Origin of the sequence: Neorhizobium tomejilense, from assembly GCF_964254135.1 — a bacterium.
In the GTDB taxonomy this organism is placed as follows: domain Bacteria; phylum Pseudomonadota; class Alphaproteobacteria; order Rhizobiales; family Rhizobiaceae; genus Neorhizobium; species Neorhizobium tomejilense.
This window is the reverse complement of the sequence record NZ_CAXUSO020000001.1, coordinates 4,511,162-4,527,072: the sequence shown is the minus strand read 5'-3', so window position 1 is coordinate 4,527,072 and position 15,911 is coordinate 4,511,162. Positions and strand designations below refer to the sequence as shown.

At 60.8% G+C, this 15,911-nt stretch carries 20 protein-coding genes; 13 read left to right on the top strand and 7 right to left on the bottom strand.

Going from position 1 to position 15,911, the window contains the following annotated elements; genetic code table 11:
• Positions 1-39 precede the first annotated feature (39 nt).
• The 5 genes from ACSQ3G_RS22315 to ACSQ3G_RS22295 all read left to right on the top strand — a co-directional run bounded on the left by ACSQ3G_RS22315 (position 40) and on the right by ACSQ3G_RS22295 (position 3,235).
• On the top strand, positions 40-648 hold the full coding sequence (locus tag ACSQ3G_RS22315; protein ID WP_105402431.1) for a TetR/AcrR family transcriptional regulator: 609 nt from the start codon (positions 40-42) through the stop codon (positions 646-648).
• A 115-nt stretch (positions 649-763) separates the two neighbouring features.
• Positions 764-1,318 (top strand): sigma-70 family RNA polymerase sigma factor, encoded by a 555-nt coding sequence (locus ACSQ3G_RS22310; protein ID WP_436111579.1) that lies wholly within the window; start codon positions 764-766, stop codon positions 1,316-1,318.
• Complete coding sequence (locus tag ACSQ3G_RS22305) at positions 1,315-1,950, top strand: NrsF family protein (RefSeq protein ID WP_436111578.1); 636 nt, start codon at positions 1,315-1,317, stop codon at positions 1,948-1,950. The genes ACSQ3G_RS22310 and ACSQ3G_RS22305 overlap by 4 nt, the downstream gene beginning before the upstream one ends.
• A 6-nt stretch (positions 1,951-1,956) precedes the next feature.
• Complete coding sequence (locus ACSQ3G_RS22300) at positions 1,957-2,514, top strand: chlorite dismutase family protein (RefSeq protein WP_436111577.1); 558 nt, start codon at positions 1,957-1,959, stop codon at positions 2,512-2,514.
• 85 nt (positions 2,515-2,599) lie between these two features.
• Positions 2,600-3,235, top strand: coding sequence for an NrsF family protein (locus ACSQ3G_RS22295; protein ID WP_436111576.1), 636 nt, complete (start codon positions 2,600-2,602; stop codon positions 3,233-3,235).
• Positions 3,236-3,426: 191 nt separating this feature from the next.
• On the opposite strand, the gene ACSQ3G_RS22290 is transcribed toward ACSQ3G_RS22295, so the two are convergent.
• Positions 3,427-4,056 (bottom strand): NADPH-dependent F420 reductase, encoded by a 630-nt coding sequence (locus tag ACSQ3G_RS22290; RefSeq protein ID WP_436111575.1) that lies wholly within the window; start codon positions 4,054-4,056, stop codon positions 3,427-3,429.
• Positions 4,057-4,146: 90 nt separating this feature from the next.
• Positions 4,147-4,881: an SDR family NAD(P)-dependent oxidoreductase gene (locus tag ACSQ3G_RS22285; RefSeq protein ID WP_105402425.1), complete on the bottom strand. Its 735-nt coding sequence runs from the start codon at positions 4,879-4,881 to the stop codon at positions 4,147-4,149.
• A gap of 264 nt (positions 4,882-5,145) precedes the next feature.
• Between ACSQ3G_RS22285 and ACSQ3G_RS22280 the strand changes: the two genes are divergently transcribed.
• Positions 5,146-6,042: a LysR family transcriptional regulator gene (locus tag ACSQ3G_RS22280; RefSeq protein ID WP_436111574.1), complete on the top strand. Its 897-nt coding sequence runs from the start codon at positions 5,146-5,148 to the stop codon at positions 6,040-6,042.
• Positions 6,043-6,110: 68 nt separating this feature from the next.
• On the opposite strand, the gene ACSQ3G_RS22275 is transcribed toward ACSQ3G_RS22280, so the two are convergent.
• Both ACSQ3G_RS22275 and ACSQ3G_RS22270 read right to left on the bottom strand, forming a co-directional pair.
• On the bottom strand, positions 6,111-6,572 hold the full coding sequence (locus ACSQ3G_RS22275) for a GFA family protein (protein ID WP_436111573.1): 462 nt from the start codon (positions 6,570-6,572) through the stop codon (positions 6,111-6,113).
• 41 nt (positions 6,573-6,613) lie between these two features.
• Positions 6,614-8,041 (bottom strand): coniferyl aldehyde dehydrogenase, encoded by a 1,428-nt coding sequence (locus tag ACSQ3G_RS22270; protein ID WP_436111572.1) that lies wholly within the window; start codon positions 8,039-8,041, stop codon positions 6,614-6,616.
• Between the two features lie 97 nt (positions 8,042-8,138).
• On the opposite strand from ACSQ3G_RS22270, the gene ACSQ3G_RS22265 reads away from it, so the two are divergent.
• Entirely contained in the window at positions 8,139-8,750 is a 612-nt protein-coding gene (locus ACSQ3G_RS22265) for a TetR/AcrR family transcriptional regulator (protein ID WP_436111571.1), read from the top strand.
• A gap of 54 nt (positions 8,751-8,804) precedes the next feature.
• On the opposite strand, the gene ACSQ3G_RS22260 is transcribed toward ACSQ3G_RS22265, so the two are convergent.
• The gene (locus tag ACSQ3G_RS22260) at positions 8,805-9,362 is read right to left on the bottom strand and encodes a methylated-DNA--[protein]-cysteine S-methyltransferase (RefSeq protein WP_436111570.1); all 558 of its coding nucleotides are present in this window, start codon (positions 9,360-9,362) and stop codon (positions 8,805-8,807) included.
• 136 nt (positions 9,363-9,498) lie between these two features.
• On the opposite strand from ACSQ3G_RS22260, the gene ACSQ3G_RS22255 reads away from it, so the two are divergent.
• The 5 genes from ACSQ3G_RS22255 (at position 9,499) to ACSQ3G_RS22235 (ending at position 13,622) form a co-directional block, all read left to right on the top strand.
• The gene (locus ACSQ3G_RS22255) at positions 9,499-10,275 is read left to right on the top strand and encodes a helix-turn-helix domain-containing protein (RefSeq protein WP_436111569.1); all 777 of its coding nucleotides are present in this window, start codon (positions 9,499-9,501) and stop codon (positions 10,273-10,275) included.
• A gap of 96 nt (positions 10,276-10,371) precedes the next feature.
• Complete coding sequence (locus ACSQ3G_RS22250) at positions 10,372-11,790, top strand: nuclear transport factor 2 family protein (RefSeq protein ID WP_436111568.1); 1,419 nt, start codon at positions 10,372-10,374, stop codon at positions 11,788-11,790.
• Between the two features lie 18 nt (positions 11,791-11,808).
• Positions 11,809-12,303 carry a nuclear transport factor 2 family protein gene (locus ACSQ3G_RS22245; protein ID WP_436111567.1) on the top strand — a complete coding sequence of 165 codons (495 nt, stop codon included), beginning with the start codon at positions 11,809-11,811 and terminating at the stop codon, positions 12,301-12,303.
• Positions 12,304-12,499: 196 nt separating this feature from the next.
• Complete coding sequence (locus tag ACSQ3G_RS22240) at positions 12,500-13,063, top strand: 2'-5' RNA ligase family protein (protein ID WP_436111566.1); 564 nt, start codon at positions 12,500-12,502, stop codon at positions 13,061-13,063.
• A 76-nt stretch (positions 13,064-13,139) separates the two neighbouring features.
• Positions 13,140-13,622, top strand: a complete 483-nt coding sequence (locus ACSQ3G_RS22235) for a VOC family protein (protein ID WP_436111565.1) — start codon at positions 13,140-13,142, stop codon at positions 13,620-13,622.
• Between the two features lie 18 nt (positions 13,623-13,640).
• On the opposite strand, the gene ACSQ3G_RS22230 is transcribed toward ACSQ3G_RS22235, so the two are convergent.
• Together ACSQ3G_RS22230 and ACSQ3G_RS22225 are read right to left on the bottom strand one after the other, a co-directional pair.
• Positions 13,641-15,083, bottom strand: a complete 1,443-nt coding sequence (locus tag ACSQ3G_RS22230) for a methyl-accepting chemotaxis protein (protein WP_436111564.1) — start codon at positions 15,081-15,083, stop codon at positions 13,641-13,643.
• A gap of 128 nt (positions 15,084-15,211) precedes the next feature.
• Positions 15,212-15,376 carry a hypothetical protein gene (locus ACSQ3G_RS22225; RefSeq protein WP_167336294.1) on the bottom strand — a complete coding sequence of 55 codons (165 nt, stop codon included), beginning with the start codon at positions 15,374-15,376 and terminating at the stop codon, positions 15,212-15,214.
• Between the two features lie 174 nt (positions 15,377-15,550).
• Between ACSQ3G_RS22225 and ACSQ3G_RS22220 the strand changes: the two genes are divergently transcribed.
• A complete protein-coding gene (locus ACSQ3G_RS22220) occupies positions 15,551-15,898 on the top strand; it encodes an ArsC family reductase (protein ID WP_436111563.1) in 348 nt (115 codons plus the stop codon).
• Positions 15,899-15,911 lie beyond the last annotated feature (13 nt).

The window sequence follows — 15,911 nt, the reverse complement described above, 5'->3', positions numbered from 1 at the left end:
TGTCGCCTGTTCCGATCAATGCTCTGGGAGACAGGATATATGGCCAGACCCAGAGAGTTTGATGAAGAAAATGTGTTGCTGCTGGCTGTCGAGCGGTTTTGGGAACACGGCTACGAGGCAACGTCAATCCGTGATCTGGCCCAGGCAATCGGGCTGACCACCGCGAGCATCTACAATACCTTTGGCGACAAGCACGCATTTTATCGCAAAGCCCTCGATTTTTATGTCGAACGGAGCTTCGGCGACCGTGTCGGCCGGTTCGAAACGAAGCCGCCGCGCGAGGCGATCAGCGCATTTTTCAACGAAATTATTGAGCGGTCGTTGAGCGATACCAAGCGGAAAGGCTGCATGTTGGTCAATTCCGCGCTTGAGGTCGCGCCACATGATGATGAGTTTCAGCGTGTGGTGGCTCAAGTCCTGGTGCAGGTTGAGGCTTTCTTCAGGCGCTGCGTCGAAAGGGGCCAGGAAGACGGATCGATCAATCGTTGCCAAAAAGCATCGGACATGGCCGGCACGCTCCTCGGCACACTGCTTGGTATTCGTGTGCTTGCGCGCACGCGTCCTGAAAGAGACCTTCTGGAAGGTCTTATCCGGCCCATTTTTGCACTGCTGGAACCCCAATCACAGTCAGACAATCTTATCTCATGATCGATGACATGAACGTTCAAACCCTTGCACGCTTTGGCCCGATATCCCACACGCAAAAAAATCTGGCTGGTCTCTGTAACAATTGCACGAGAACCACCGAAGAAGGATATGTCGGATGACAGATCTGGCGCGTGAAAAGGAATGGGCATCCTGGCTGCGTTTAGCGATTGCGGGCGACAGCCACGCCTATCACAAATTCCTGACGGCCTTCACACCACATTTACGGGTGATGGCGCGGAAGCGTTGTGACCAGCTCGGTGCGCCGGCCAGCGAGGCTGAGGACGTGGTTCAGGAAGTACTGCTTACTATCCATCTCAAGCGCGGGACATGGGATCCGTCACGGCCATTGGGGCCATGGCTATCGGCAATCGTTCGCAACAAGGTGGTCGATAGCCTGCGGCGCCGTGGCAGGCAGTCAGTACCGCTTGAGGACGTCATTGCTACACTCAAAACAGACGAACGCATCGCAGCCTCCGATCGCATCGATATCGAACAGATTCTGGGCAAGCTCAAGGACCCGCAACGAACGATCGTTCAATCGATATCGATTGAAGGGTCGAGTGTTCGGGAAACCGCCGATCGCCTGGAAATGACAGAGGTGGCGGTACGTGTTTCCCTACATAGGGCATTGAAGGGGTTGGCTGCTCTCTATTCGGGGCGGGCGACATGAAGACTGAGGAGTTGATCGAACTGCTCGTGCAGGATACGCCGGTTCGACTGAATCTTGATCATGCCCTGATGCATGCTGCCACTGCCGCCACTTTGATCGCCGCCATTTCATTTTTCGCGGTCATCGGCTTGCGTGCGGACTTCGGTACGGCCATCGAGACGAGCCGCTTCCTGTTCAAATTCATGATCACGGGATCTCTCACCCTGACCGGTGGGATGGTCATGTTCCGGATTGGAAAACCGGGGGTCCCCGTTCAGTTGACGGCATTCGGTCTATTGGTTCCCGCTCTGTTGATGAGTGCAGCGGCGATCCTTGAACTGTTGGTCATGCCGTCTGAGACATGGGTGACGCGCATGATCGGGCACAATTCCAGCCTCTGCCTGACGATTATCCCCTTCTTATCGGTGGGTCCTCTTGCTTGTTTTCTCTACGCGCTTCGATACGCTGCCCCCACCCGACCGGCGGTCGCGGGAGCTGTTGCCGGGCTCGCAGCGGCAGGGATCGCGGCGACATTCTACGCAGCCAATTGCGATGACGACAGCCCGCTCTTTGTAATGCTCTGGTATCCGATTGCCATTTCGATAGTTGCCGGGACCGGTGCTTTGCTTGGCCACCGACTGTTGCGCTGGTAGGTCACGATGGTAAAACCGACATACTTCGTGGCTGGTGAAGATGGTCAATGGCAGGTAGAGGCAACGCGCGCCATTGCTGGCAAGGGTCTGGATGTTGCGCCTCGTCTTAGTGTCATGGACACCAATCAGGTCATATTACCCGATCCAGTGGCCTGGGTTCTGCGCGGAACAGCTGGCAGCGCGCGATACACGACCCGTGTCGAGCTCGATCGGCTTGCAGAACGCCAACCACCGCTGGGCCGCGTAACGGCGTGCCTCGCGGTCTTGATCCCGATCCGCAAGTCGGATCTTTGGTGGTCTCTTGCGCAGGACGAGCGCCGGGCCATCATTCAGGAGAGGTCGGCGCATTTTCAGATCGGGATGGACTATTTGCCTGCGGTCGCTCGACGCCTCTATCACAGTCGAGATCTTGGCGAGCCTTTCGATTTTCTCACCTGGTTTGAATTCGCGGAGGAAAGTGCCCCTCAATTCGATGCCATGCTCTTTCGATTGCGGGCGACCGAAGAATGGCGTTATGTCGAACGTGAGGTCGAAATCCGCTTGCGGATATGGCGCCATCGTTGATCATGCTAGGATTGCCAATCCTGTGCAAGATCGCTTGACAAAATGGGACCGTCCTCGTCAGGCCAGCCGCAGACGGAGTATTTAAGTGAACACGGAAGACCTGATCAATCTGATATCGGAGGACACACGGCGGCCCGTCAACCTCTCGAGGGCGCTTGCTCTGGCTGCAGCTGCTGGCGCATTGGTGGCGGGATTGGTGTTCTTTTCGGTCTTGGGTGTTCGACCTGATTTTGCTCAAGCCATCCTGACTGCGCGCTTCGCATTCAAGTTCATTGCCACCTTGGCGCTGTTTTTTGTGGCGGCATCGCTGCTGGAGAGCCTTATCCGTCCAGGGGAGAGCGCAACGGCTCGGCGCTGGTTATTGCTGCTGGCACCAGCGCTGTTGATCGCCGCCGCTACCATCGAAATGATCGTCACCCCGGCCGATCTTTGGGGAACCAGACTGTTGGGCCACAATGCGTTGCATTGCCTGACGGTCATCCCGATCCTCTCGTTAGCGCCGACCATGTTCCTCTTTCTGGTGATGCGCCATGGTGCGCCGGATCACCCCGGTCAAGCCGGGGCAATCGCGGCATTGGCATCCGCCGGCATTGCAGCCACCCTTTATGCCTCCAATTGCCCCGACGACAGTCCGTTGTTCGTCGCAACCTGGTATCCAATCGCCATACTGATTGTGGCCGTTGCGGGGTATTTTGCCGGCCGACGCTTTCTAAGGTGGTAGCTGCGACGAAGCAGTTCACGATGTCGGGCTCTATTGGCGTTTGTAGTGCACAATCGACTGGATCAGGATCGCTGGTTGCGAGCTGACAGCTTTAGCCGCCCCTGTTTATGAAGCCATTCGCGAGAAGCCGTCTACAACTTTTCAGCCGCGCCCGACTAGTTCTCGGCGCCGATCACACGGTCGTAGATCGATCACTGCTCCTTCTTGAACAAATCCTGGAAGATGAGCTGGCCCCAGGTGCGGCCGCGTGCGTGTACCAGCGCGCCACCCTCATTGAGCTTTCCGAGCTTGACGGGAGCGAACCCGAGCTGTTTGGCCAAGGCTGCCACTGGAGCGATCGCGTCCTCGTCGTCACCAGACAGAAAGACGACCCGGTGGCCGCCCTCGACGACCGGATCGGTAGCCAGAGTGGCTGCGATCAGGTGATTGAAGCCTTTCACGAACTTGGCGCTGGTGAACGACTTCGCGACGAAGGCGGAGGACGGGAGGCCGTCCAGCTCTTCAGGGGGAACTCCAAACGTATTCGTCGCGTCGATGACTGTCTTGCCTTTCCAGCTCGGCAGAGCCTTCGCAACCTCGCGATGCTCCCCGAACGGGACCGCCAGGATGATCATATTAGCCTCGAGTGCTTCCCGCAGCGACTTAGCGACGACCGTGGGTCCAATCGCCCGAGCCTGCGGCGCCAACGCCTCGGGCGGACGGCGGCTCGCGACGGCCACCTCAATGTTTTTACGGGCGAAGGCGTGGGCGAGAGCCTGGCCTACCTTGCCGAATCCTACAATCGCATAGCTCATAATGTTTCTCCGATGTTGTATTGACATTGATTCCCCGGCCCTCAACGGCGCCGGGCTATTTGCCGAGCCATGCGGCGCTCCCTATAATCGAATGGAGCCCCGCAGAGCGTAGGTGCGTCAGAGTTGCGCAATGCCGCCGTCAACGGCGACCTCGCTGGCGGTCATGAAGCTGCTGTCCGGCGACGCGAGAAAGGCGGCCGCCGCTCCGATCTCCGCCGGATCGGCCATGCGCTGGAGCGGAGCCATCGAGGCGAAGGCCTTCATGCCCTCCTCGCCTACCGCTTCCTTCGCGAGTTCGGTCGCCGTCGGCCCAGGCGACAATACATTTACCCGGATGCCGGTGCCCTTCAGGTCCTCCGCCCAGCTCCGCGCGAGGTTGCGCACTGCCGCCTTACTGGCGCTGTAGGCGCTGAATGCCGGGGCGCCCGTGGTGCCGGCGCTCGATCCGGTCAGGATGATCGAACCGCCTTCGCTCATCAGCGGCAGCGCCTTCTGGACAGTGAAGATCGTACCCTTCACATTGGTGTCGAAGATTTCGTCAATGTGCTCGGCGGTGATCTTGCCGAGCGCGAGGAGGCTTCCCGCCCCGGCATTGGCGAAGACGATATCGAGGCTTCCTCGCTCGGCCTTCACCGCGGCGTAGAGCCGGTCGAGGTCGGCCTGATCGAAGACCGAGCCCTTGACCGCGCGGGCGTTGGGCCCGAGGTCGGCCACAGCGGCGTCGAGCGCTTCCTGCCGACGGCCGAAAATGAAGACGAAGGCGCCCTCCTCGATGAAGCGCTTCGCTGCGGCGAGGCCGATGCCGGTAGCGCCGCCGGTGATCACGGCGGTTTTTCCATTCAGTCTGTTCATGTCATGCATCCTTTGGTCGTTCGGGGACGCCCCCGAGACCCTCGAAATAGGTTTGCCAGCATCAGTTTCTGAGTGTGGAAACGCGCACATCGGTGGTGCAAAATCGATCCGGCTGGAAGACTGACGCCAGCCGCGACGATCAATGTCCGCCGTTCGGAACTGGGCCGTGCTGATCGACAATAGCTATGATAGCCGCCCGCATTGCTGTACGAAGCGTCGGATAGGGACTTTGGGAAGACGCACCGCGCGGTGCCGGATTGCACCATGATCGACTGGGATGACATTCGGTACTTTCTTGCCGTGGCGCGCGGAGGCTCAGTGCGGGCTGCCGCCGAAGGCCTCGGGGTCAATCACTCGACCGTGCTGCGACGCATCGCACAGTTCGAGGAACGCCTCGGGGCGCAGATGTTCGAAAAGCTGCCTTCGGGCTACCGCATGACGGCTGCGGGAGAGGAGGTCCTCGAGCTCGCGAACCAGATGGAAGCGTCGTCGCACCAACTGGAGACGCGCATCTTCGGGCGCGACCAGAGCGTACGCGGGCTTCTACGGGTGACGCTGGCTCCGCCGCTTGCGACACACCTGCTCATGCCGGACTTCGCCGATTTCGCGCGTCTGCATCCGGACATCGAGATGGAAATCCTGTCGTCCGGCGATCTCGCGAATCTGACCAACCGAGAGGCCGACGTGGCGATCCGCGTCGTCTACGACCGCAAGACCCTGCCACTCAATCTTCACGGCCTGAAGGGACCGGAGGTGTTCGGCGGCGTCTACATGTCCCGCGATCGACTGGCCGCATGGCGTGCGGGCGCGCCTGATCCCATCCGGTGGATCGTCATCAGCATTCACGGAATTCCGGATTGGGCGAGCGAGGGTGAGGTTCGAACCACAGGGGTTCCATTCAGGACCACGGACGCAGAGGCGCAGGTCGTTGCTGTACGGCAGGGGCTCGGGATCACGACGCTGCCGTGCTTCGTCGGAGATGCCGACCCCCACCTGGTGAGGGTGCCGGGCACCGACCTGCACATGTACGGAACGCTCTGGCTTCTCACACAGGGTGAGACACGCAAGACGAAGCGCGTGCAACTCTTCACGGAGTTCGTATCCCGCAGGCTCGCCGCGCACGCTCCGCTTCTCGCGGGGCTGTCCATATCGCGCGACTGACGCCCGGCAGGTCGCCGGCGGCGTTTTGGTATCCGGTCGCAAGACGAGCTGCGATCGCTGCCGGCCCGCTACAAGCCACTCATGAGCATTTTCCCGACTGCGAGCTCGCTCGCGAAATAGCCGCTGTACTTGGGCAAGCTATCGGGCATGTCCAGCACCCGACGGTGATAGAATATATCCATCCTAACTGGCGGCAGACGGGCCTCAGGCTCGAAATTGCTAGCCGGGATGAACATCACCTTGAGCGGCCCGGCGCCCGCAACCTCCACAACGGGCTTGCCGCACGTCCGGCAGACCCCGCGATTGAAGTTGGGCGGTGAACGATATTTCCTGAATGAGATATTGGCGGCGTTTTTCAGCACTACGTTACTGGCACGAACAGCGACCACATCCGCGAAGGGCTTATCGTTGAACCCCTGGCAGATCAGGCAGTGGCACCGGAACCTGGCTTTCGGCAACGTGTGCACCTCGAACGAGCAGGCGCCGCATTCGCATGAGCCGCGTAGCGATAGCGGTGTGTGGGTGGTCATGTGCTGATGCTCCCGGGATTGATCGGATGACGGCATGCTGGTCACCGAAGCATCATGTTGAGGATGATATCGATCGGCTGCCTGAACGGGGCGTGGAGCAGGTTTGAGAGGTTCCAGCGGCCCTGCTCGTAGATCCCCTTGGCATGGCTGAGCGTACGGAAGCCCTCGACGCCATGGTAAGCGCCCATGCCGCTGGCGCCGACACCGCCGAAGGGCAAGTCATCCTGGGCGATGTGCATGATCGCCCCGTTGATAGTGACGTTGCCTGAGGTTGTTCGGCTCAGCACCCTCCGTCGGTCTAGATCGTCGGCACCGAAATAGTAGAGCGCGAGCGGCCGAGGCCGGGCATTCACATAGGCAATCGCATCGTCGATATCGCGGTAGGGAAAGATCGGCAGGACCGGACCGAAGATCTCCTCATGAGCGATGCGCATCGTGTCCGTGACGCCAAGCACCACGGTTGGCGCCAGCGTGTTGGGGCGACGGGATGCATCGCCGGGCCGGTTGCCGACTTCGACGATCCGCGCTCCTTTGGCGCTCGCATCCTCCAGAAGGCTCCGGAGTCGGGCAAGGTGCCGCTCGTTGATGATGGAAGTATAGTGTTCGCTCGTCGGCCCGTCCGTATAGAAGGACGCCACTTTCCGGTCATACACCTCGACGAACGACTCGACGTCGTCTTCGTGGACGAGTGCGTAATCGGGAGCGATGCACGTCTGGCCGGCGTTGAGCAGCTTGCCGAAAGCAATGGACGCCGCCGCCTGATCGAGGGAATGGCCTTTGGCGACCATGACCGGCGATTTGCCTCCCAGTTCGAGGGTGACCGGGACAAGGTTGTCGCTGGCAGCCTTCATCACCGCCCGCCCCACTGCGGTGCTGCCGGTGAAGACGAGATGGTCGAACGGCAGGGCCGTGAATGCGGCCCCGACAGTCGCATCACCGGTCACGATCGCGAACTGATCCTCGGAGAATATCTCGCCGAACATTTTTGCGAGTAACGTGTTGGTGGCGGGCGTGAACTCCGAGGGTTTCAGCATCACCCGGTTTCCGGCCGCGATGGCGGTTGCGGCCGGCATCAGCGCGAGGTTCACCGGATAGTTCCACGGCGACATTACGCCGACGACGCCAAGCGGCTGATATTCGATCCGGGCCTTGCCCATCCGCATGTGCAGAGCAACGTGGCGGCGGGTCGGCGCCATGAACTTGCGAAGGTTGCGGATCAGATATTTCGTGCCCTCCGCGACCCCTCCAACCTCCATGATCGCCGTCTCATACCTCGAGCGATGCCCGAAATCGGCGTTGATGGCATCTTCGATCGCCTTGCGGTGCCCAATTAAGGTGGCCCTGAACCTGACCAGATCAGCGCGTCGCTGCGCCAGAGAGGGCGCCCCGTCACGCAGGAACGCCGCGCGCTGGGCCGCGAGGAGACTGCTCAACCGATCAGCGTCGGTGGCATTTGCGGTTGCGTTCATGACCCACTCCAATGTAGACAGGGGAAACTTATGCCATTGACATAGGCGCTTAAGTAGTCACCGTCAACAATGTAGTCGCAAGAAACTTCGAGGTGCCATGCACGACACACCCAGCCGCCCCTATCACCACGGTGATCTCCGTCGTGCGATTATCGAGACGGCGTTGGATATGCTTGCGGAGGAGAAGGGCTGGCAATTCACGCTGCGGGAAGTCGCCCGCCGGGCTGGCGTAAGCCATGCGGCACCTTACAAGCACTTCCCCGACAAGGCCGCGCTGCTGGCAGAACTCGCCATGATCGGGTTCGACCGGCTGCGCGAATCCCTGTCGGCTGCGAAGCCTGAGGCGCCCGAAACTCTGCGCGACGAAATCACTCCGATAGCTCGGGCCTACCTCGCGTTCGGAACGGAGAACCCGGCTCTCTACCGCCTGATGTTTAGCGCGGAGGAGGGAAAAGCGGTGGGAATGCATCTCAATGAGCGGGCGCTGGCGGTATTCGATATTCTCCGCGAAATCCTCCGGCTCGGCCAAGCCGCGGGCAGCATTCGCAAGCGGCCCATAGAAGGTCAGGCGGCAGCCGGCTGGGGGCTCATCCACGGCTTGACCATGCTGGCAATCGATGGGCTGCTGGTGCCAGAGAAGGTGGGATTGGCCCCCTTGGATGCGGCCTTGAGCGCGCTGGTGGAGGGGCTGGGGAGCCCGGCAACATGACACGAACTGGGGTGCCGTCGCGGAGAGATGCCTGTTGTCTTGTCGTTTAGGGTTTCAGAACCCCAGGGATTGCTGTGCCGGCTCCGGCGGCGCCAGGCGTACGCCCTCGAGTTCCAGCATGCGGGTCTTCGACGTCGAGCCACCCGGAGCCGAGAACCCGCCGATCTTGCCGCCGGCGGCAAGCACGCGGTGGCATGGGATGATCAGCGCCACGGGGTTTTTCGCCATCGCCTGGCCGACATCGCGAGCGGCCTCGGGACCGGCGCCGAGTTCCCTGGCGATCGCGCCATAGGTCGTCGTATGCCCCCAGCCGATCCGGCGGGCGGCGGCATAGATCTGCTTGAAGAAATCGTCCTGGCCTTCGAGATCGAGTTTGACCTTCGAGAAATCGACTTCCTCGCCCGCAAAATAACGCCTCACGGCGTCGACAGCCTCCAGAACCTCGGCCGGCGGCGTGCCCAGCTCGGCTTCAGGCAGCCGGCGCAGCAGCAGCTTCTCGGTCGAATCCTCGCTTTTGGTGGGCAGTTGGAAACGAGTGATACCGACCTCATTCCAGGCGATGCCGCAGAAGCCAGCTGCGGTTTGAAAAATCAGGTATTGATGCGTTGTCATGAGGAAACCTCCGCATTGCGATTGATCTTAAAATCGTGCCTTAGGCTCAAGGATTCAACCCGTTTCTTGCCTGCAAAGGCGAAGTTCTCACAGAACTGTTGGTTGAAGTTCCCTTGCCGCTCCTTAAATTTTCCCCATGAGCGGATCGCAAGCATTGGCGCGACTGACGGCGGAGAGGCTGCATACGCCTCCCGGCGGCGGACGCTTTGCGATATCGCGCCTGGCGCTCGGGCTTTTTCTCGTCGATCAGGAGCGCCACCGGATCGCCATCGGCTCTGACAAACGGCTACATGTGCCGCTGAAAGCCGGCGAAGGCTGGATCCTGCCGGCCGGTGCGACGGGCATCTGCGAATACGACGAGGCCCTGTCTTTCCTGAGACTTGAAGTGCCGGAAAACCTGCTCGCCGATGTAGGCTTCGAATATTCGGACTTCCGGCCGGTCGTCGGCGCCTTCGACCCGTTGCTGGCGCAGCTTGCTCACCAAACGGTCTCGGTCGCCGACCATGCATCGGCGCTCTATCGCGAGACGATGCAATTGGCGCTCGCGGCCCACCTCGCCCAGATTCTGGCTCCCACCCAGCCGAGGCTTGTCGGCATCGACGACCGGCGGCTGCACCGCGCGCTCGACTACATTCACGACAACCTCGCGGCCAATCTGTCGCTGGAAGACATGGCAGCCGAAGCGGCGATGAGCCGTTTTCATTTCGTGCGTGCATTTACCAGGGCGCTCGGAAGATCGCCGCTTCAATATGTCATTCGTGAACGGATGGAGCTGGCGAAACTGTTCCTGAAGACCACCCGCCTGCCGATCTCCTCCGTGGCCGCCCGCGTCGGTTATGAAGACGTCTCGCGGTTCGGCCAGCATTTCCGTCGCCAGACGGGCACGACGCCCGCTGCCTTCAGAGCCAATTGAAGCAATAATCGCATAAAGAACGCCAAGAACCGCCCCTGTGCCGCCGCGGCAAAGCTGCCAACCTCCCGTCATTCGACATGAGACAGGAGAAACGCCATGAAAGCCGCAGCTGTTTCAACCTTCTGCATCGCGGTGATGGGCTCTGCCGCCATCGCGGAGGATATCCAGACCCGTAGGGTTTCCTTCGAGAACCGAGGCGCGACGCTCGCGGGGACGCTCTATCTGCCGCCGGACTACCAGCCCGGAGAAAGGCGTCCGGGTGTGGTCGTCAGTGGTGCCTGGACCTCGATCAAGGAGCAGATGTCCGGCCTCTACGCCCGCGAAATGGCGGAACGCGGTTTTGCCGCACTCGCCTTCGATCACCGCGGCTGGGGACAGTCCGGCGGTGAGATTCGCTTCAAGGAGGATCCAGCCGAAAAGACCCGCGACATCGCTGCGGCCGCCGCGTTCATGGCGACACTGCCGGAAGTGGACGCGGTGAACATCAACGGGCTCGGCATCTGCGCGTCGGCGGGATACATGGCAGCGGCGGCGACCGACAACGCAAATTTCGCCGCCGTCGCCCTGGTCGCGCCGTGGCTGCACAACCGGCAGATCGTCGAGCAGGTCTATGGCGGACGGGAAGGTGTTTCCAAGCTGATCGCCACGTCACGCGAGGCGGAGGCCTCCGAGGGTCGAGGCCAGCCGAGGACCATCACCGCCGCCAGCATGAGCGACCAGACTTCGCTCATGTATCGGATCCCTTACTACACAGAGGCGGATCGTGGCCTTGTCCCGCAATATGACAACCGGTTCAATCTCGCCTCCTGGGAGCCGTGGCTGACCTACGATTCCGTCTCGCTCGGGGCGAAGCTCGACAAGCCCACCTTGATCGTCCATTCGGAGGGAGCCGCCGTGCCGCAGGGCGCGCATGCATTTTACGCACTGCTACCGGGTGAAAAATCGGAGCTCTGGCTCGACGATGTCAGCCAATTCGATTTCTACGATCGGGCGGAGCCGGTGACGATCGCGGCGGACGCAGCGGCAGCGCATTTCACCCGCGCCAACGCGTCTCGGCTGATCGCCCCCCAAGACCGTACGGCGATCATGGACACGATCACCGACATCGCGGCCGGCGCCGACCGGCATCAATGGGACCGGGTACGCCGCGCCTTCGCAGACGAGGTGACGCTCGATTACACGAGCCTCTGGGGAGGCACGCCGACGACCCAGGCGGCCGACGACGTAATCCGGCAATGGTCCGGTTTCCTGCCGGGTTTCGACGAGACGCGGCACCTCGTGACCAATCACACGATCACCAACCTTGAAGGCGCGAAAGCAACCGCCGAGGCCGATTTCCAGGCCACCCATCGTATCGGGACCGACCTTTGGGTGCTGACGGGCCATTACCGGTACGAACTGGTCAAGGTTAACGCCGCCTGGAAAGTGTCCGCGCTGACCATGACTGCGACGCACGAAAACGGCGACCGAGGGTTGGTTGCACGTGCGGCCGAACGCGCCCCGAAAATTCGCTGAGCCTTGAAGGAGGACCCTATGTTCAAAACCAGCTTCCGAGCGCTGCTCGTCACCGCCACCCTCTTTTCAGGAGTGCCCGCCATGGCCGCCAGCCCCGAACAGAACCGCAAGGTCATCACCGACTATTATGCCGCCTACGGCAGCGGCGACATGACAAGGGTCGCATCCTTTTTCGCCGAAGACATCGAATGGCATATTCCGGGCCACCACCCGCTCGCAGGCACGAAACGCGGCAAGGCGGAAGTCGCCGCGTTCTTCCAGCAACTCGGAAAGGCCGGCTTTCGCGCGGAGCTGATCGCACTGATGGCCGACGAAAACTGGGTGATCGACATGCATCGGGGCTGGTCGAACCGTGACGGCGCCAATGTCGATACGGTCTGGGTGCTCGCCTTCCGCATCGAGGACGGCAAGATCAAGGAAGCCCGCAACTTCTCCTACGACCAGGCTGCCGCCGACAGCTTCTTCTGGCAGGCCTATCCGCTAAAGCCGTTGCCGGACCGGCTCGCGAATTAACCATGATTGCAATTGTTCCGCATTTGTTCTTTACTCATCCAGGGAGTCCCGCTAGATTTCGTTCAACGGCATGAGGTCGCATTACTATGACGGTAGCAAGATGAGCTTGCGCAAGCACGCTGGCCAGCCTTCGCTCCCCTTTGGCGAAGGCTGGCTTTCTAAACCGGCCCCGCCTGCTCGGCGCAAGAGCAAGCTCATGTTCGTGCTGAAGCCGTCCAATCCCCTCGGTCTCATCATGCATGGCGACGCAATGATCCACGCCGCGAACGAGAATACCCGCGATGCCTATCCAGCCGACCTTCTCCATATGAGCCTGCTCTGCATGGAACAGTTCGAAGAGCCGCCCATGCCGCTTATCGAAGCAACCAAAATGGTCGCAGCCAGCCTCCAGGCGAGACCTGTCCCGATCACGCTCGACAGCAGCGCCCTGTTCGGAGGCAAGCGTCATCTCGCCCTCTATCGCTCCAGGGGCAATCCGGTGGTCGTCCAGTTCGCGCAGATGCTGCGCCGCGCTCTCGCCCGCCACAACCTTCCGAACGACTGGATGGCGGACACTACTCCGCATGTAACGCTGATCTATGGCTGCGGGCGCATAGAGCCCATGCCCATCGAGCGGAATTATGCCTGGATCGCCGGCGAGTTCATGCTGGTCTACAGCCATTACGGCGAGACGCGGCACGAGGAATTCGGGAGATGGAGCTTCGATCCGAATGCTCCTGCCTATCCGACGCGGCCGGAACAACTCCGCATGATGATCTGAAAGAATTCTGCCAGGCGAGTCGGATCGGCGGGCGCCTGAGCGTCCTATGGACGGTCGCCCTTTTGAGGAGAGAACAATGGCCATCCAGAAGCATAAGATCGTTCCGCATCTCTGGTTCGATAACAACGCGGAAGAAGCGGTCAATTTCTACGTCTCGGTATTCGAGAACTCGAGGATCACCGATGTCTCGCGTTTTGGGGATGCCGGTCCCGGGCTCAAGGGTTCGGTGATGGCGATGGGCTTCGAGCTCGAGGGTCAGAATTTCGCGGCGATCAACGGCGGACCTTGGGCGAAGTTCAACGGCGCGGTTTCCTTCCTTGTCCATTGCGAGACGCAGGACGAGATCGATCACTATTACGACAAGCTCGTCGAGGGTGGCCAGCAACAGCCCTGCGGCTGGCTGACGGATCGTTTCGGGCTGGTCTGGCAGGTCACTTACGCGAGGATGCCGAAAATGCTGACGGATAGCGATAGCGCCCGCGCCTATCGCGTCATGCAGGCCATGTTCTCGATGAAGAAGATCTTTATTGCAGCGCTGGACGCGGCCTACGCGGGATGACCGACCCGCCTCCCGATATCAAACCTTGATCGCGAGACGCAGGCCGCCCCAATGGCGCCCGTTGACGGTAATCGGGGCGGAAATGTCCTTCATCAGCACAAACTCACCGCCGCCCATGTCGCGGCGGTAGGTCTGCAGCAGGAAAGGCTCCTTGTTGCGGCCGGCCGCCAGGCCCACGCGATCGTTGAAGATGCGCCGGTTGCGGCAGTTGGCAGTATTCCAGGTCACGTCGCCCGGACGCTGGCGCTGCGAGAATTTTCGATTGTGGGTCGGCAGGTAGCCGTTTTCATCTATGGCAGCGCAGAACGCGACCTGCGCGTCGCCTTCCGCCGCCCGTTCCTGGATAGGCGGCAGCACGGTATCGGTGAACTCCGTAAAACGCGTCATGTACTGGACAGGATCGCTACCGGGGATCGCGACATATTGCCGGTCGAACAATGCGCCAAGATCGATGCGGCCGAATTTCACGCCTGCCTCGAAGGCGGAGGAAACCTCGGCGGCGTAGGCCATGACGGCACGGATATGGGGAGTGTCCGGGGTTTCGATGCCCGCGCTCGCCGTCGTCTGGATCATCCGCTCGGAGATCGTCACCACCTCTCCCACGCGGGACGAGGTCTGCTGCAACTGATCATTGGATTTCAGGATCGCGCTTGCCGCGGAAGCAATCGACGAGGCGAATTCGCCGCATTGCCTGTCGACCGTTTCGGTCGTTCCGGCGAGCGAGGACGCCTTGTCGAGGATCTGAGTCATGACGCCTTCGACGCCCTTGAATGACCCCTGAACCTTCATCGCGGTCGTCTTGACGCCCTCGGCCGACTGGCTGGCACCTTCGCCGGCCGTTACCAGCTTGTCGATGCGGCTGTTCAACTGATCGAGCGTGGCCTGGATCGAACTCGTGGTCTGGGAGGTTTGCAGCGACAGCGCGCGTACCTCCGCGGCGACTACGGCAAAACCCTTGCCGGCTTCGCCCGCACGCGCCGCTTCGATCGCGGCATTCAATGCCAGAAGGTTCGTCTGCCGGGCGATCATGCCGATCGCATCTGCCAAACGTCCGACGTCTCCGAGCGCCGTGGAAAACAGCTTGATCTCGGCGCCGATTTCCTGGGACGCATGGACCATGTGATCGATCGCGGTGATCGATCCGGAAAGCTGTTCAGCCTGCTCACCGAGCACCTTGCGCGCGTTCGCCGTCAGCTTGTCGGATTCCTGAAGGGAGCGGGCAACGTGGCCGTTGGCGTCCGCGATCGATTGAGCGGACTGCGTCAGGCGGCCAAGCAATGTCGCATGTGCGGAGGATTGCGCAGCCGTATCCTGGATAGCACCGGCAATATCGACCAGATGAAGGCCGAGCGCGGAAGCCTCGTTCGCCAGCTTGGCGACGGACCTCTTCAACACATCGCCGTCGACAGGCACAGGCCCCGACGGCGCTTCTTCCCTGACAACCTGCCCGACCAAATCCACATCTCCCGGAATATTAGGAGAATATAGGATGGCATGGTTAACGGACGGTTTCCGCGGGTATTCGGCAAAGCCTTATACTTAAGGCTGAGATGCAAAGCCCCTTCCCAGCCAAGGCCGGGAAAGACAGATCAGCCGAGACGATCGAAAGCCTTCGGGTCGATGCCGAGGGTGGTCAGGTCGCGGTTGCTCGGGCGGCGGTGGTTTTCAACGGCAGCCGAAACCGAGATTGCGGCGCTCATGACTGCGAAGGCGCGGCCAATGGCGCTGCCACGGATTTTTTTCTGTACGGACATGTGAAACTCTCCTTTTTCGTTCTGCTAAAATATGATGCCTGTGCTGTTTTTGTGCAATGCACAACGGAACAGGGGAGCCATGCAACTGTCACATAACAACCGTTAACCACGGCGAAAGGCTTGCACGGCAAGGGGTGCCCTTGGTATCGGTCGAGCCTGAATGAAGAGGCTTCGATGGCAATCACGATCTACGGCATCAAGAACTGCGACACGATGAAAAAGGCGCGCGACTGGCTCGACCGCAAGGGCGTCACCTACACTTTTCACGACTACAAGGCCGAGGGCATCGACCGTGCTCATCTCGATACCTGGACGGACCGCGCCGGCTGGGAGATCGTGCTCAACCGGGCCGGCACCACGTTCAAGAAAATCGATGACGCCGACAAGGCAGACCTCGATCGCGAGAAGGCGATTACCCTGATGCTTGCCCAGCCTTCGATGATCAAGCGGCCGGTCCTGGAAGCCGACGGTAAGCTGATCGTCGGTTTCAAGCCAGAGGTTTATGAAGAGGAAATCGGCTGATCCGTTGACAGAG

Bases quoted from the DNA above. Each gene is read 5' to 3' on its own strand.
- ACSQ3G_RS22315 (WP_105402431.1), top strand. From the start codon at position 40: ATGGCCAGACCCAGAGAGTTTGATGAAGAAAATGTGTTGCTGCTGGCT.
- ACSQ3G_RS22310 (WP_436111579.1), top strand. From the start codon at position 764: ATGACAGATCTGGCGCGTGAAAAGGAATGGGCATCCTGGCTGCGTTTA.
- ACSQ3G_RS22305 (WP_436111578.1), top strand. From the start codon at position 1,315: ATGAAGACTGAGGAGTTGATCGAACTGCTCGTGCAGGATACGCCGGTT.
- ACSQ3G_RS22300 (WP_436111577.1), top strand. From the start codon at position 1,957: ATGGTAAAACCGACATACTTCGTGGCTGGTGAAGATGGTCAATGGCAG.
- ACSQ3G_RS22290 (WP_436111575.1), bottom strand. From the start codon at position 4,056: ATGTCAATACAACATCGGAGAAACATTATGAGCTATGCGATTGTAGGA.
- ACSQ3G_RS22285 (WP_105402425.1), bottom strand. From the start codon at position 4,881: ATGAACAGACTGAATGGAAAAACCGCCGTGATCACCGGCGGCGCTACC.
- ACSQ3G_RS22280 (WP_436111574.1), top strand. From the start codon at position 5,146: ATGATCGACTGGGATGACATTCGGTACTTTCTTGCCGTGGCGCGCGGA.
- ACSQ3G_RS22275 (WP_436111573.1), bottom strand. From the start codon at position 6,572: ATGACCACCCACACACCGCTATCGCTACGCGGCTCATGCGAATGCGGC.
- ACSQ3G_RS22270 (WP_436111572.1), bottom strand. From the start codon at position 8,041: ATGAACGCAACCGCAAATGCCACCGACGCTGATCGGTTGAGCAGTCTC.
- ACSQ3G_RS22265 (WP_436111571.1), top strand. From the start codon at position 8,139: ATGCACGACACACCCAGCCGCCCCTATCACCACGGTGATCTCCGTCGT.
- ACSQ3G_RS22260 (WP_436111570.1), bottom strand. From the start codon at position 9,362: ATGACAACGCATCAATACCTGATTTTTCAAACCGCAGCTGGCTTCTGC.
- ACSQ3G_RS22255 (WP_436111569.1), top strand. From the start codon at position 9,499: ATGAGCGGATCGCAAGCATTGGCGCGACTGACGGCGGAGAGGCTGCAT.
- ACSQ3G_RS22250 (WP_436111568.1), top strand. From the start codon at position 10,372: ATGAAAGCCGCAGCTGTTTCAACCTTCTGCATCGCGGTGATGGGCTCT.
- ACSQ3G_RS22245 (WP_436111567.1), top strand. From the start codon at position 11,809: ATGTTCAAAACCAGCTTCCGAGCGCTGCTCGTCACCGCCACCCTCTTT.
- ACSQ3G_RS22240 (WP_436111566.1), top strand. From the start codon at position 12,500: ATGTTCGTGCTGAAGCCGTCCAATCCCCTCGGTCTCATCATGCATGGC.
- ACSQ3G_RS22235 (WP_436111565.1), top strand. From the start codon at position 13,140: ATGGCCATCCAGAAGCATAAGATCGTTCCGCATCTCTGGTTCGATAAC.
- ACSQ3G_RS22225 (WP_167336294.1), bottom strand. From the start codon at position 15,376: ATGTCCGTACAGAAAAAAATCCGTGGCAGCGCCATTGGCCGCGCCTTC.
- ACSQ3G_RS22220 (WP_436111563.1), top strand. From the start codon at position 15,551: ATGGCAATCACGATCTACGGCATCAAGAACTGCGACACGATGAAAAAG.